At 77.1% G+C, this 14,490-nt stretch carries 7 protein-coding genes; 5 read left to right on the top strand and 2 right to left on the bottom strand.

The window, feature by feature from the left end:
* Position 1 precedes the first annotated feature (1 nt).
* Complete coding sequence (locus AMIR_RS22155) at positions 2 to 463, top strand: hypothetical protein (protein WP_015803182.1); 462 nt, start codon at positions 2 to 4, stop codon at positions 461 to 463.
* 44 nt (positions 464 to 507) lie between these two features.
* Here AMIR_RS22155 and AMIR_RS22150 read toward each other — a convergent pair whose 3' ends face one another.
* The gene (locus AMIR_RS22150; RefSeq protein WP_245554536.1) at positions 508 to 969 is read right to left on the bottom strand and encodes a flavin reductase family protein; all 462 of its coding nucleotides are present in this window, start codon (positions 967 to 969) and stop codon (positions 508 to 510) included.
* A 257-nt stretch (positions 970 to 1,226) separates the two neighbouring features.
* Here AMIR_RS22150 and AMIR_RS22145 point away from each other — a divergent pair, with 257 nt between their 5' ends.
* Positions 1,227 to 2,414, top strand: coding sequence for an acyl-CoA dehydrogenase family protein (locus AMIR_RS22145; RefSeq protein WP_162945465.1), 1,188 nt, complete (start codon positions 1,227 to 1,229; stop codon positions 2,412 to 2,414).
* 73 nt (positions 2,415 to 2,487) lie between these two features.
* Here AMIR_RS22145 and AMIR_RS22140 read toward each other — a convergent pair whose 3' ends face one another.
* Positions 2,488 to 2,853 carry a YybH family protein gene (locus tag AMIR_RS22140; protein WP_015803179.1) on the bottom strand — a complete coding sequence of 122 codons (366 nt, stop codon included), beginning with the start codon at positions 2,851 to 2,853 and terminating at the stop codon, positions 2,488 to 2,490.
* A 173-nt stretch (positions 2,854 to 3,026) separates the two neighbouring features.
* Between AMIR_RS22140 and AMIR_RS22135 the strand changes: the two genes are divergently transcribed.
* Genes AMIR_RS22135 through AMIR_RS42175 form a run of 3 tightly spaced genes read left to right on the top strand, consistent with a single transcriptional unit; the run spans position 3,027 to position 14,487 of the window.
* A complete protein-coding gene (locus AMIR_RS22135) occupies positions 3,027 to 4,592 on the top strand; it encodes an aminotransferase class III-fold pyridoxal phosphate-dependent enzyme (protein ID WP_015803178.1) in 1,566 nt (521 codons plus the stop codon).
* 9 nt (positions 4,593 to 4,601) lie between these two features.
* Positions 4,602 to 5,918, top strand: a complete 1,317-nt coding sequence (locus AMIR_RS22130) for a PucR family transcriptional regulator (RefSeq protein WP_015803177.1) — start codon at positions 4,602 to 4,604, stop codon at positions 5,916 to 5,918.
* Positions 5,919 to 5,955: 37 nt separating this feature from the next.
* Positions 5,956 to 14,487: a type I polyketide synthase gene (locus AMIR_RS42175; RefSeq protein WP_049796922.1), complete on the top strand. Its 8,532-nt coding sequence runs from the start codon at positions 5,956 to 5,958 to the stop codon at positions 14,485 to 14,487.
* Positions 14,488 to 14,490 lie beyond the last annotated feature (3 nt).

The raw sequence follows: 14,490 nt of genomic DNA, 5'->3' as shown, positions 1-14,490 counted from the left end.
CATGACCACGACCGCGCGGACCCACCGGTTCCTGAGCGAGGAGTGGGCGGAGGCGGCCCGCGAGCGGCTCGACCTCGGCCCGACCGAGGAGACCCTCGCCCGCAAGCAGGCCAGCTACTGGGAGTGGATCGCCGCCTCCAGGGGCGTCTACTCGCACAGCTGGGCGCTCGGCGTCGAGGGGCGCGACGGCAGCACCTCGTACCTGCACCTGACCTGGGAGCAGGGCAAGTGCGCCAAGGCCGAGATCATCCCGCCCGGCCGCCCGGTCGACGCGGACTACGTCCTCGTCGCGGTGGAGGAGACCTGGCGCCGCTTCTTCGCGGGGGAGCTCAACCACCAGCGGATGGTGGTGGACAAGCAGTTGCGGCTCACCCGCGGCGACATCCTGCTCTTCTTCCGCGCGGTGTTCTTCTTCATCGAGAGCCTCGCCGCGCTCGAACTGGTGCCCACCAGCTTCGACTGACCGGCCACCCGGCGCCGCCCGCCAGCGCGGGCGGCGCCGGGGCGCTAGCCGAGCAGGTCCGCCCCGACGGCGAACGAGCCGTACCGGCCGCGGTGGAACACCAGCGGGGCGCCCCCGGTGGTCTCGGCCAGCCGCAGCACCCGGCCGACCACGATCACGTGGTCCCCGGCGGCGTGCTCCTCCAGGACCGCGCAGTCCATCCCCGCCACCGCCCCGGCCAGGCGGGGACCGCCGTGCGCGGGCGTCCAGTCCACCCCGGCGAACCGGTCGACGCCCCTGGTCGCGAACCGCCTGCACAGCGACTCCTGCCCCGCCTCCAGCACGTTCACCCGGAACGCGCCCGCCGCCCGCAGCGCGGGCAGCGTCGAGGAGCCCCCGGCCGCGCAGAACAGCACCAGCGGGGGGTCCAGGGACACCGAGGTGAACGAGTTGCAGGCCAGGCCCACCGGCCGCCCGCCGGGGTCCTGCGAGGTGATCACCACAACGCCGGTCGGGACGTGTCCCATGACCTGGCGGAAACGCGCTCGATCGATGGTCGACATGGCACCCCTCACGTACGCGGACACTCCTGGGGAAAACCTTAGGCAGGTCCACCCCGCGATTCTTGGGACCGCCGACCAGAACGCCGCGGATGTTTGGTCCGCCAGCGCACCGGAACAACGCCGGGCCCGGTGTTCACTGGGACCGGAAAAACGCGGAAGAACGTCGCAGGAACAGCTGCGCGACCACGTCGAAGAACCGCACCGGACGAAAGGTGACCAGCGTGTCCACCGAGTTGGATCTGGGGTACGGGCCCGATGTTCAGGAGATCGTCGACCGGGCGCACGGGCTCGTCCCGCTGCTGCGCGCCCGCGCGGCCGACGGCGAGGCCGACCGGGGCATCGCCCGCGAGTGCGCGGACGCGCTGCGCGAGGCCGGTTTCTTCCGGATGAGCGTCCCCAAGCGCTTCGGCGGGGACGAGCTCGACATCCGCTCGCAGGTCGCCGCGATCGCGGCCATCGGCCGGGGCGACGCCTCGGCCGGCTGGCTGGTCAGCATCACCGGCGCCGCCGAGACGCTGTCCTCCCTGGTGTCCGAGGAGGGCGCCGAGGAGATGTTCGGCGCCACCCCGGACGTGTACGTGTGCGCCAACGGCGGCCACCACGGCGCCACCGCCACCAGGGGCGACGGCGGCTACCTGGTCTCCGGCCGGTTCCCGACGATCTCCGGCTGCGAGATCGGCGACTGGATGATCCTGGCGGTCGTGCCCGTCGTCGCGGACGGCGAGCCCACCGGCGAGCTCATCTCCATGGCCGCCCCGCCCCGCTCCGGGCGGATCGACCGCACCTGGCACGTCGCGGGGATGCGGGCCACCGGCAGCCACACCGTCGAGTACGACTCGCTGTTCGTCCCGGACCGCCGGGTCATCGAGCACGAGGTCACCGAGGCGCAGGGGCTGACGAACTTCCCCAGCCTGGAGACCTTCGCCGCCGTGGCGCACCGGTCCATCGCCTCGCTGGTCGGCGCCGCGCACGGGGCTCTCGACACCGTGCGCGCCACCCTGGACAAGGGCAAGCCGCTGATCGACACCACCTACGCGGGCGCGCTCGACTCGCCCCTGGTGCGCCAGTGGCTCGGCGAGGCCACGCACCTGGTGGACACCGCCTACCGGCACATGCTCACCGCGGCCGACATCTACGACGCGGCCAGGGCCAGGGGCGACATGTCCCGGCAGGAGCGCACCACCGCGCGGATGCACGGGACCTCCGCGCTGGAGGCCGCCCGCCAGGCCATGGCGAGGATCCTCGACCTCGGCGGCACCGGCGGCTTCGCCAGCGCCAACCCGCTCCAGCGCTACTGGCGCGACTTCGAGGTCGGCAGCCACCACATCCACTTCAGCAAGTTCGTGGCCTCCGAGGACTACAGCCGGACCCTGCTGGGCGACCCGACGCCCGTCTCGCTCATCCACTGAAAACACCGCGCACGGCGAACGGCTCGCCGCCCCCGGACGGGGCGGCGAGCCGTTCGCGCGCCGCGCCGCCGGGTCAGCGGGAGCCGAACCGGTTGTCCACGGCGAACCGCCACTTGCCGTCCTGCTCGCGCACCAGCACGTCGGTGGCCCGCCCGCGCTGCGTCTCGCGCCCGCCGTCGGGCCCCTGCTCCTCCAGCGACCACTCGGTCACCACCAGGGCGACGTCCCCGGCCACGTAGGTGTGCACGAACTCGTAGTCGGTCCTGGGCTTCGCCTCGGCGAAGTAGGTGACCATCGCCTCGCGCAGGTCGTCGCTCCTGGACAGCGCCACTCCGGGCTCCACGACCGTCAGGCCGTGCTGCGCGTAGTTGTCCAGCAGCGCGTCCACGTCACCGGAGTTGAACGCTTCCCGGTACTTCTCCTGGATCTCCTCGAACATCTACCGCTCCTCGGGACAGGGGATCGACGTCATGCCGAGGGTAAAATCCCGCGCCGCCCGCGGAATAACCCGGCGCTAATCCGGGACTCGTCGCGGACCGCGGTTATGGATCAGTTAGCGGCTGATTAACCGGGTCCGAAAAAATACGTTCAGGCCGACCGGAAGGAGCAGTCATGGCGGAGCGGTCCGAAGAACTGGTCGACGGTGTCCTGCGCAAGGCCACGAGCGAGGTCGGGCTCGACGTCGAGTACGTCCGCGCCGAGGGCAACACCCTGTTCGCGAGAGGGCGGGACGGCTCCGAGGTGCCGGTGTCCGACTACCTCGGCGGCTTCGGGGCGCTGCTGCTCGGCCACAACCACCCCGACCTGGTCGCGGGCCTGGTCGACCGGCTCCGGCGCGGCGCGCCCGTGCTCACCCAGCTCTCCCTCGCGCCGCAGGCGAACGAGGTGGTCGACACCCTCAACCGCGTGCTGCGCCGCGAGTTCGGCGTCGACGAGCCGTACTTCGGGGTGTTCGCCAACAGCGGCGCCGAGGGCGTCGAGGTCGCCGTCAAGCACGCCGAGCTGGACCGCGCGCTGCGGGCGGCCGAGCTGCTGGCCGAGGTCGACGCGAACGCCGACGCCGCGCTCGCCGCCCCCGGCGCGGAGGTCGACGCCTCCGCGCTGGGCCTGCCCGCCGGGACCCCCGTGGCCGAGGTCGTGGCCCTGCTGCGGGAGCGCAACGCGGCCACGCTGGCGGACCCGCCCCGGCTCGTCGCCCTCGAAGGCGGCTTCCACGGCAAGCTCATGGGCTCCGGCCAGCTCACCCACAACCCCGACTACCGGCTGCCGTTCACCCCGCTCGGCGCGCGGGCCCTGTTCGCCCCCGCCGACGCCGACGGGCTGCGCGCCGTCCTGGAGGGCGCGCGGGCCACCGTCCACGACCTGCGCGTCACCGCCGACCGGATCGAGGTCGTCCCGCGCGACGCCCCCGTGTTCTGCGCGCTGCTGCTCGAACCGGTGCAGGGCGAGGGCGGCATCGTGCCGCTCCCCGCCGAGTTCGCCAAGCGTGTCCAGGAGCTGTCCGCCGAGTTCGGCTGCCCGGTCGTCGTCGACGAGATCCAGAGCGGCGCCGGACGCACGGGCGCCTTCTTCGCCGCCTCCCAGCTCGGCCTGCTCGGCGACTACGTCGTGCTGTCCAAGAGCCTGGGCGGCGGCCTCGCCAAGCTCTCGGTCACCCTGGTGCGGGCGAGCCGCTACCGCGCCGAGTTCGAGATGCTGCACAGCTCCACCTTCGGCAAGGACGGCCTGTCCACCTCGGTGGCCGCCGCCGTGCTCGACCTCCTGGAGGCCGACGGCGGCGCGCTCTACCGGGTCGTCGCCGAGCGCGGGGAGCGCCTCGGCGCGGCCCTGCGCGCCGTGCGCGACGACCACCCCGACGTCATCGCCGACGTCCGGGGCCTCGGCCTGCTGCGCGGCGTCGAGTTCGCCGACCTGTCCACGTCCGGCTCCGCGCTCGCCGCGGACCTCCAGGCGCAGGGCCGGTTCGGGTTCCTGGCCAGCGGCTACCTGCTGCACGAGCACCGCGTCCGGCTGTTCCCCACCGGCAGCGCGCCCAGCACCCTGCGGTTGCAGCCCTCCGTCCAGGTCACCGACGAGGAGATCGACCGCCTCGCCACCGGGCTGCGCGCCCTGTGCGCCCTGCTGCGCGACGGCGACGACGCGGGCCTGACCGCGTTCGCGGGCGCGCGGGCCTTCTAGGAGCCGGGGATGCCGACCACCGCGCGACCACCGCTGTTCCCGGCGCCCGCCGCCGAGGGCGCCCCCGCCTGCCGGGCCGAGGTGCTCGCCGAGGCCGAGGCCCGCTGCGGGCGCGCGGGCGTCCGCTGGGCCGTGGCCACCGGGCGCGCCCTGCTCGCGGACATCACCCGCGACCTGGCCGACCGCCGCGAGCTGTCCGGGTGCGACGACGTCCGGCTCACCTCGGACGACCACGCCTTCCTCGAACTCGTCGCCCTGTGGTGCGCGCTGCGGCTGAGCGGGGTCCGGCGCCCGCCGGACGCGCTCGCCCACGACGTCGAGGCCGCCGTGCGCACCCACGTGGAGCGCGGCTTCGACCTCGACGGGCCGCTGACCCTGATCCGCATGGCACACGCCGGGATCACCAGGGACCTGATGGGCAGGTGCGACCCGCCCGAAGGCCCCGCCCACCGGGTGGCGGCCCTGCGCGAGCTGTCCGACGGGCTGTTCGACGCCGTGGAGGTCCTGTGCGGGCTGGTGTCCGCCGGGTTCTCGCGGGAGCGGCAGCGCTGGCGCGGCGGGCTGGCCGGGCAGCGCAGGGAGCTGGTGCGCCGCGTGCTGCGCGGCGAGCACGTGCCGGAGGACCGGGCCACCGGCAGGCTCGGCTACGACGTGACCCAGCAGCACCTGGCCGTGCTGGTGCGGTCCGAGACCGAGCGGCGCGGCGCCGACCTGGAGCGCGCCGCGCTGCGCCTGCTCGGGCGGGCGGGCTGCACGGCGAGGCTGCTCGTCCCGGCGGGCGCGGCCGAGCTGTGGGCGTGGGGCGCGCAACCCGACGCGGGCGCCGTCCTCGCCGGGACGCCCCTGCCCGACGGGGTGCGCGCCGCGACCGGGCTGCCCGCCCCCGGCCTCGCCGGGATGCGCGCCTCGCACCTGCAGGCCGTGACCGCCGCCGGGATCGGCGCCCGCGCGGGCGCGGCGGGGGTGCACGAGTACCGGGACCTGGAGCTGGTCTCCCTGCTGGCCGCGCACGAGACGGCCGCCGCCGCGTTCGTGGCGCGCGAGCTGGGGCCGCTGGCGGAGGACAGCCCGACCGCGCGGGCGCTGCGGGCGACCCTCAAGTCCTACCTGGACTCCGACCGCAGCCCCGCCGCGGCGGCCAAGAACCTGCACGTCGCCAAGAACACCGTGCTGTACCGGGTGCGCAAGGCCGAGCGGCTGCGGGGCAGCCCGCTCGGGGAGAACCGGCTGCGGCTGCACGCCGCGCTGCACCTGGCGGAGGTCCTGCTCGCGGGCGGCGAGCGGACCTCGGGCGCGACGGCGACCGCCCGCACGCAGACGGCCTGAGCACGGTTCACGCGGTTTCGGCGCGATGGGGTGGCGGATGAGCACGTCCAGCAAGGGCGACCGCGCGGTCGCCGTCATCGGTCTGTCCTGCCTGCTGCCGGGCGCGCCGGACCCCGAGCGGTTCTGGCGGCTGCTGGCCGAGGGGCGGCACGCCGTCGTCGACGGCCCGGACGGGCCCGCCGGGGTGGTCGGGGGGACCGACCGGTTCGACGCGGACTTCTTCGGCGTCCCGCCCAGGGAGGCCGCCGCGATGGACCCGCAGCAGCGGGTGCTGATGGAGCTGGCCTGGGCGGCGGTGGAGGACGCCCGCCTGCTGCCCGCCGCGCTGCGCGGCGGTCGCACCGGGGTGTTCGTCGGCGCGATGGCCGACGACCACGCGCTGCTGGCCGCCCGGCTCGGGCCGGACGCGGTCACCCGGCACACCCTGACCGGGGTGAGCCGGGCGCTGCTGGCCAACCGGATCTCCTACCACCTCGGGCTGTGCGGGCCGAGCCTGACCGTCGACTCCGGCCAGTCCTCGTCGCTGGTCGCCGTGCACCTGGCGGCGGAGAGCGTGCGGCGGGGCGAGTCGCGGCTGGCGCTGGCCGCCGGGGTGAACCTGAACCTGGCGCCCGACAGCACGGTCCGGGCGCGGCGGCTCGGCGCGCTGTCCCCGGACGGGCGCAGCTTCACCTTCGACGCCAGGGCCAACGGGTACGTGCGCGGCGAGGGCGCGGCGGTCGTGCTGCTCAAGCCGCTGGCGGACGCGCTCGCCGACGGGGACCGGGTGCGCGCGGTGCTCCTGGGCGGCGCGGTGAACAACGACGGCGCGGGCGAGAACCTGACCACGCCCACCGCGCGGGGGCAGCGCGCGGTGGTGGAGCGGGCGCACCGGGACGCGGGCGTCGACCCGGCGGAGGTCGCGTACGTCGAGCTGCACGGCACCGGGACCCGCGTCGGGGACCCGGTGGAGGCGGCCGGGCTGGGGGCGGCGTTCGCGGGGAGGCGCGAGGCGCTGCCGGTCGGGTCGGTGAAGACGAACATCGGGCACCTGGAGGGCGCGGCGGGGATCGCCGGGCTGGTGAAGGTGGTGCTGGCGCTGGGGCGGCGCGAGCTGCCCGCGAGCTTGAACTACGCGACGCCCAACCCGGACATCCCGCTGGGGGAGCTGGGGCTGCGGGTGCAGCACGAGCACGGCGCGCTGCCCGCGCGGGGTCGGGTGGTGGCGGGCGTGTCGGCCTTCGGGATGGGCGGGACGAACTGCCACGTGGTGCTGGCCACCGCGCCGGAGGCGGTTGAGGGCGCGGTGGCCGCGCCTGGGGGCGCTGCGCTTGGGGAGGTCGCGCCCGAGGCCGCCGCCGGGGCAGATGCCGCCGCCGGGGCAGATGCCGCCGGGGCAGGCGCCGCCGGTGCGGTCGCCTCCGGTGCGGGCCTGACGCCCGGCGGTGCTCCGGCCGGGGGCGGCGCCGCCCCGGTGGCCGCCGTGGCCTGGCCGGTGTCGGGGGCGTCGCCCGCCGGGCTGCGCGCCCAGGCGGCGGCGTTGCGCGCGCACGTCGACGAGCGCGCCGACCTCACCCCCGAGGACGTCGGCTTCTCCCTGGCCACCACCCGCACCCACTTCCGGCACCGGGCCGTGGTCGTCGGCAGGAGCCGGGCGGAGCTGCTGTCCGGGCTGGACGCGCTGCGGGCCGACCTGCCCGCGCCCGGCGTCGTGCTCGGCGAGCCCGTCGACCCGGAGGGCGGTGCGCCGGGCTCCGCGACCTCGCGCCCCACCGCCCCCGGCGGCGCCGTCCTGGTCTTCCCCGGTCAAGGCGCCCAGTGGCCCGGCATGGCCGTCGCCCTGCGGGCCGAGTCGCGCGCGTTCGCCGCCGCGCTGGACGACTGCGCCGACGCGATCCAGCCGCACGTGGACTGGTCCGTCGCGGACGTCCTGCGGGCCGCGCCGGGCAGCGCCGCGCTCGACCGGGTCGACGTGGTGCAGCCCGCGCTGTTCGCCGTGATGGTGTCGCTCGCCGCGCTGTGGCGGGACTCGGGGGTGCGGGTCGACGCCGTGATCGGGCACTCGCAGGGCGAGATCGCCGCCGCCGTGGTCGCGGGCGCGCTGTCCCTGGCGGACGGCGCGGCCGTGGTCGCGCTGCGCAGCCGGGCGATCGCGGGCATGGCGGGCAGCGGCGGGATGCTGTCGGTGCCGCTGCCCGCGCGGCGGGTGCGCGCCGATCTCGCCGACCTGGCGGGCGCGGTCGGCGTGGCCGCGGTCAACGGGCCCGCCAGCACGGTGGTGTCCGGCGACGCCGACGCGCTGCGGTCGCTGCTGGCCCGCTACACCGCCGACGGCGTGGACGCCAGGACCGTCCCGGTCGACTACGCCTCCCACTCCGCGCACGTCGAGGTGCTCCGCGAACGGCTGCTGACCGAGCTGGCCGGCGTCAGCCCGCGCGCCTGCGGCACCCCGTTCTACTCGACCCTCACCGGCGACCTGCTCGACACCACCGCCCTGACCGCCGACTACTGGTACCGCAACCTGCGCGGCACGGTGGAGCTGGACCGGGCCGTGCGCGCCGCGCTCCGCGACGGGGCCCGCGCCTTCGTGGAGAGCAGCGCGCACCCCGTGCTGGCCCACGGCATCGGGCAGACCGTCGACGACACCGGGTCGACCGCCCTGGTGACCGGCACGCTCCGCCGGGAGCAGGGCGGCAGCGACCAGTTCCTGCGCTCCCTCGCCAGGGTCCACGTGCGCGGCGGCGTCGACTGGGCGGACTTCCACCGGTCGACGGGCGCCCGCGCGGTCGACCTGCCCGGCTACGCGTTCCAGGGCGAGCGGCACCGGCTCGGCGGCGACGCCCTCCCCGCCGTGACCGCCCCGTCCGGCGCGAGCGCGCGGGACGAGGCAGCCCCGACCACCGACCAGCCCCCGGTCGACGTGACCGCCGCCGTCCGGGCCAGCGCCGCCGCCGTGCTCGGCCTGCCCTCCCCGGACGCGGTCCCGCTCGACCGGACGTTCAAGCAGCTCGGCCTCGACTCCGCGGGCGCGGTCGAGTTCCGCGACCTGCTGGCCGCGACCCTCGGCCGCCGCCTCCCGGTGTCGCTCACCTACGACCACCCCACCCCCGAGCGCGTCGTCGGCTCGCTGACCGGGACCACCACCACCGGGACCACCACCCGCGCCGGGCACGCGCGGGGGGACGACCGGGAGCCCATCGCCGTCGTGGCCATGAGCGGACGCTGGCCCGGCGGGGCCGACAGCCCCGAGGCGCTGTGGCGGCTGGCCGCCGACGGGGTCGACGCGATCAGCCCGTTCCCGGACAACCGGGGCTGGGACCTGGCCCGGCTGCACGACCCGGACGGCCGCCGCCCCAACACCTCCCGCACCCGCGAGGGCGGTTTCCTGCACGACGCCGACCTGTTCGACGCCGCCTTCTTCGGCCTGAGCCCCCGCGAGGCCGCCGCCATGGACCCGCAGCAGCGGCTGCTGCTGGAGTCCGCCTGGGAGCTGTTCGAGCGCGCGGGCCTCGACCCGACGGGCCTGCGCGGCAGCCGCACCGGCGTGTTCGTCGGCATGATGCCGCCCGAGTACGGCAGGCGGATGCACCGCACCCCCGGAGGCCACGAGGGGCACGCCCTGACCGGCTCCGCCACCAGCGTCGCCTCCGGCAGGCTGGCCTACGTCTTCGGCCTGGAGGGGCCCGCGCTGACCGTGGACACCGCCTGCTCGGCGTCCCTGGTCTCCCTGCACCTGGCCGTGCGGTCGCTGCGCTCCGGCGAGAGCGCCATGGCCGTCGCGGGCGGCGTCGCGGTGATGTCCGCGCCGGGCATGTTCACCGAGTTCAGCAAGCAGGGCGGACTCGCCCCGGACGGCCGCTGCAAGCCGTTCTCCGCCGCCGCCGACGGCACCGCCTGGGCGGAGGGCGTCGGGCTGCTGCTGCTCCAGCGCCTGTCGGACGCGCGCCGCGACGGCAACCCGGTGCTCGCGGTGGTCCGGGGCAGCGCGGTCAACTCCGACGGCGCGTCCAACGGGCTGACCGCCCCGAACGGCCCCGCGCAGGAGCGGGTGATCCGCGCCGCGCTCGCCGACGCGGGACTGGCGCCCGAGGACGTGGACGCCGTGCAGGCGCACGGCACCGGCACCGCGCTCGGCGACCCGATCGAGGCCAGGGCGCTGATCAACACCTACGGCGACCGCCCCGAGGGGCGACCGCTGCTGCTGGGCTCGGTCAAGTCGAACATCGGCCACACCCAGGCCGCGGCGGGCGTCACCGGGGTGATCGTCGCGGTGCAGGCGCTGCGCGCGGGCCTGGCGCCGGGCACCCTGCACCTGACCGGGCCCACGCCGCACGTGGACTGGTCGGCGGGCTCCGTGCTGGTGCCTGCGGCGACGACGCCGTGGCCGGAGGTCGACCGGCCGAGGCGGGCCGGGGTGTCGTCGTTCGGGATCAGCGGCACCAACGCGCACGTGATCGTCGAGCAGCACGTCGAGCAGCACGTCGAGCAGCACGTCGAGCCCGCCGCGCAGCCGCCTGTCACGCAGCCGCCTGTCACGCAGCCGCCTGTCACCCAGCCGCCCGACGAGGGCGGCGCGGGCAGAAGCGGTGCGGGCGAGGCCGGCGCGACCTCCCCGGACCCCGGCGGCCTGACCGCGCCGCTGCCGTGGGTGCTGTCCGGGAGGGACCCCGCCGCCGTGCGGGCCCAGGCCGCCGCGCTGGCCGACCACGTCGCCGCCCGCCCCGACCTGCGCGACGCCGACGTCGCGCTCGCCCTCGCCACCACCAGGGCGCGCTGGGACCACCGGGCCTCGGTCGTCGGCGTGGACCGCGCCGAGCTGCTCACCGGCCTCCGCGCGCTCGCCGACGGCGGCGCGGGCGTCACCGAGGCCTCCGGGGCCGCGCCGCTCGTGCACCTGTTCTCCGGCCAGGGCGCGCAGCGCGCGGGCATGGGGGAGCGCCTGCACCGCGCCCACCCGGTGTTCGCCCGCGCCTGGGACGACGCCGTCGACGCCATCGACGCCATCGACGCCGTCGACGCCGTCGACGCCGAGTCGGCCGGGCGTCCCGCCACCCCGGTGCGCGAGGTGCTGTGGAGCGGCGGCGACCTCGTCCACCGCACCGACTACGCGCAGGCCGGGCTGTTCGTGCTCCAGACGGCGCTGTTCCGCCTGTTCGAGTCGTGGGGGCTGCGCCCGGAGCTGCTGATCGGGCACTCGGTCGGCGAGATCGCCGCCGCGCACGTCGCCGGTGTCCTCGACCTCCCCGACGCGGCCCGCCTGGTCGCGGCCAGGGGCCGGTTGATGGCCCAGCTCCCCCAGGGCGGGGCCATGATCGCCGTCGAGGCCACGGGTGACGAGCTGGCCGAGGCCGTGCACGGCGAACCGCTGCTGTCCGTGGCCGCCGTCAACGGCCCCCGCTCCTGCGTGCTCTCCGGAGCCGCCGACCGGGCCGAGGCGGTCGCGGAGCGGTTCACCCGGTTCGGCAGGCGGGTCAAGCGGCTGCGGGTCAGCCACGCCTTCCACTCGCCGCTGGTGGAACCGGTGCTCGACCGGTTCCGCGAGGTCCTCGCCGACCTCCGGTACGCCCCGCCCGGCCTCGCGGCCGTGTCCACGGTGACCGGCGGCCCGGTCCGCGACGAGTGGTCCGACCCGGAGTACTGGGCGCGGCACGTCGTGGCGACCGTCCGCTTCCACCAGGCCGTGTCCGGGCTGCCCGGAGCCCCCGCGTTCCTGGAGATCGGCCCCGACGGGGTGCTGACCGCGCAGGTGGACGCGATCCTCGACGGCGCCCGGCCCGCCGTGCCCGCCCTGCGCGCGGGCCAGGACGAGGAGCGGGCCGTCGCCGGCGCCCTCGGCGCGCTGCACGCCGCGGGCCGCTCCCCGGACTGGGCGGCCGTCCGGGGGCCGGGGCGGCGCCCGGTCGACCTGCCCACGACGGTCTTCGCCCGCAAGCGGTTCTGGCTCGCCGACGTCGACGCCCCCGGCGGCGACGACCACCCGCTGCTGCCGGGCGTGGTGCGGCTGGCCGACGGCGGCCTCGTGCTCACCGGCGCGGTCTCGCTGGGCGCCGCCCCGTGGCTGGCCGACCACGTCGTGCTCGACCGGGTCCTGCTGCCCGGCACCGCGTTCGCCGAGCTGGCGCTGCGCGCCGCCGACGTCGCGGGCGGCTGCGAGGTCGGGGAGCTGACCCTGCACACCCCGCTGCCGCTCGACCGGGGCGTCACGACCGAGCTCCAGGTCGCGCTGTCCCCGCCGGACGACACCGGGCGCCGCGAGCTGCGGGCGCACTCGCGCACCGGCGACGGCGAGTGGACCGGCCACGGCTCCGGCCACCTGGCCCCCGCGCGACCCGCCGCCCAGCCCACCGCCCCCGCCCCCGGTGGCCAGTGGCCGCCCCCCGGCGCGCGGCCGGTCGACCTGGTCGCGCTGCGCGCGGCGCTGCCGGAGGGCGGCTACCACTACGGCCCGGCCTTCCAGGGGCTGGTCGCGCTCTGGAGCCGGGACGACGACCTGTTCGCCGAGCTGTCCGCGCCCGAGCGGGACGACGGCTACGGCCTGCACCCGGCGCTGCTCGACGCCGCCCTGCACCCGCTGGTGGCGGCGGGCCTCGCCGAGGACGCGACCGCGCGGCTGCCGTTCGCCTGGAGCGGTGTCCGGTTGCACCGCCGGGGGGCGACCGCGCTGCGCGCCCACCTGGTCCGGGGCGGCGCGGGCGGCGCGGCCACCACGGTGACGATCACCGCGACCGACGAGCACGGCGACCCGGTCCTCACCGTGGACGAGCTGCGCCTGCTCCCGGTCAAGACCACCGGGGCCCGCCCCGCCGTCCCGCACGTGCTGCGCTGGCTCCCCGCCGCTCCGGGAGCCGCGCCGGGCCGCGTCACCACCGTCGACCTCGCCGAGTCCGGACCGGACGAGGTGACCGCCGGGGCCCGCGCGGGCCGGGTGGTGCTGGACGCGCGCGGCCTCGCGGGCGGCGACCCGGTCGTCGGCGCGCACCGCGCCGTCGCCGCCGTCACCGACGCGCTCCGCCGGTGGCTCGCGCTCGACCCGCCGCCCGCCGAGCCCCTCGTCGTGCTCACCGGCTCAGCCTCGGCCGCCGCCCCCGGCGACGACCCCGACCTGGCCACCGCCGCGCTCGCCGGGCTCCTGCGCTCCGCGCAGGCCGAGCACCCCGGCAGGCTCGCGCTGCTGGACGTCGACGGACACCCGGACAGCGCCGCCGCGCTCCCCGCCGCCCTCGGCGCGGCCGAACCGGAGCTCGCCCTGCGCCGGGGCGCGCTGCTGGCGCCCAGGCTGGCCAGGCGCACCGGCGGCACGCACACCCCCTTCGCCCCCGACCCCGACGGCACCGTCCTGGTCACCGGCGGCACCGGCGCGCTCGGCGCGCTGGTCGCCCGCCACCTGGTCGCCGAGCACGGCGTCCGCCACCTGCTGCTCACCAGCCGCCGGGGCCCGGACGCGCCCGGCGCGGTCGAGCTGGTGGCCGAGCTGACCGCGCTGGGCGCCCACGTCCGGGTCGCGGCCTGCGACGCCGCCGACCGCCCCGCGCTGGCCGGGCTGCTCGACTCGACGCCCACCGCGCACCCGCTCACCGCCGTGGTGCACGCCGCCGGGGTGCTCGCCGACGGCGCCCTCACCACCGCCGACCCCCGCGACACCGAGGCGGTGCTGCGCGCGAAGGTCGACGCCGCGTGGAACCTGCACGAGCTGACGGCGGACGCCGACCTGGCCGCCTTCGTGCTGTTCTCCTCCGCCGTCGGCGTGCTGGGCAACCCCGGCCAGTCCGGCTACGGCGCGGCGAACACCTTCCTGGACGCGCTGGCCGTCCACCGCGCCGCCAGGGGGCTGCCCGCCGTCTCGGTCGCCTGGGGGCTGTGGAGCGCGGGCATGGCCGACGGCCTGTCCGCCACCGACCTCGCCCGGCTCGCCCGCAGGGGGCTGGCCCCCACCCCCGTCGCGCAGGCGCTGGCCCACTTCGACGCGGCGCTGGGCTCCGACGCGCCCGCCGTCGTCGCCGCCCGCCTCGACCTGTCCGGGTGGACGCCGGAGCACGGCCCGCCGGTGCTGGGCGACCTGGCCTCGGCGGGCGGCGCGCCCGCGCCCGCCGCCCCTGCCAGGCCGCTCGCGGCCCAGCTCGCGACGCTGTCCGCCGAGGAGGGCCACCGGCTCGTCCTGGACCTGGTGCTGCGCACCGCGGCCGACGTCCTCGGGCACCACGACCCCGGCGCGGTCAAGCCGCACGTCGGGTTCCTGGCGGCCGAGTTCGACTCGCTCAGCGCGGTCGAGCTGCGCAACCGGCTCGCCGCGCTCACCGCCCTGCGGCTGCCCAGCACCCTGCTGTTCGACCACCCGACGCCGGACGCCGTCGCCGCGCACCTGCGCGCGGAGCTGTCCGGCGGCCCGGAACCGGACCTGCTCGCCGAGCTCGACCGCCTGGAAGGCGCTTTCCGCGCGCTGGAGGACGGGACCGGCGGGGACCGCGCCGCCGTCGCGGACCGGCTGGCCGCGCTGCTCGACCGCGTGGGCGGCGGCGGCGCGCTGGTTGTCGCGCAGGCGTCCGAGGACGAGCTGTTCGCACTGATCGACGAGGAACTCCAGCTCCCCTGAGCA

The sequence above is a fragment of the Actinosynnema mirum DSM 43827 genome, assembly GCF_000023245.1.
Lineage (GTDB): Bacteria > Actinomycetota > Actinomycetes > Mycobacteriales > Pseudonocardiaceae > Actinosynnema > Actinosynnema mirum.
This window is presented reverse-complemented; position numbering and strand designations above follow the sequence as displayed.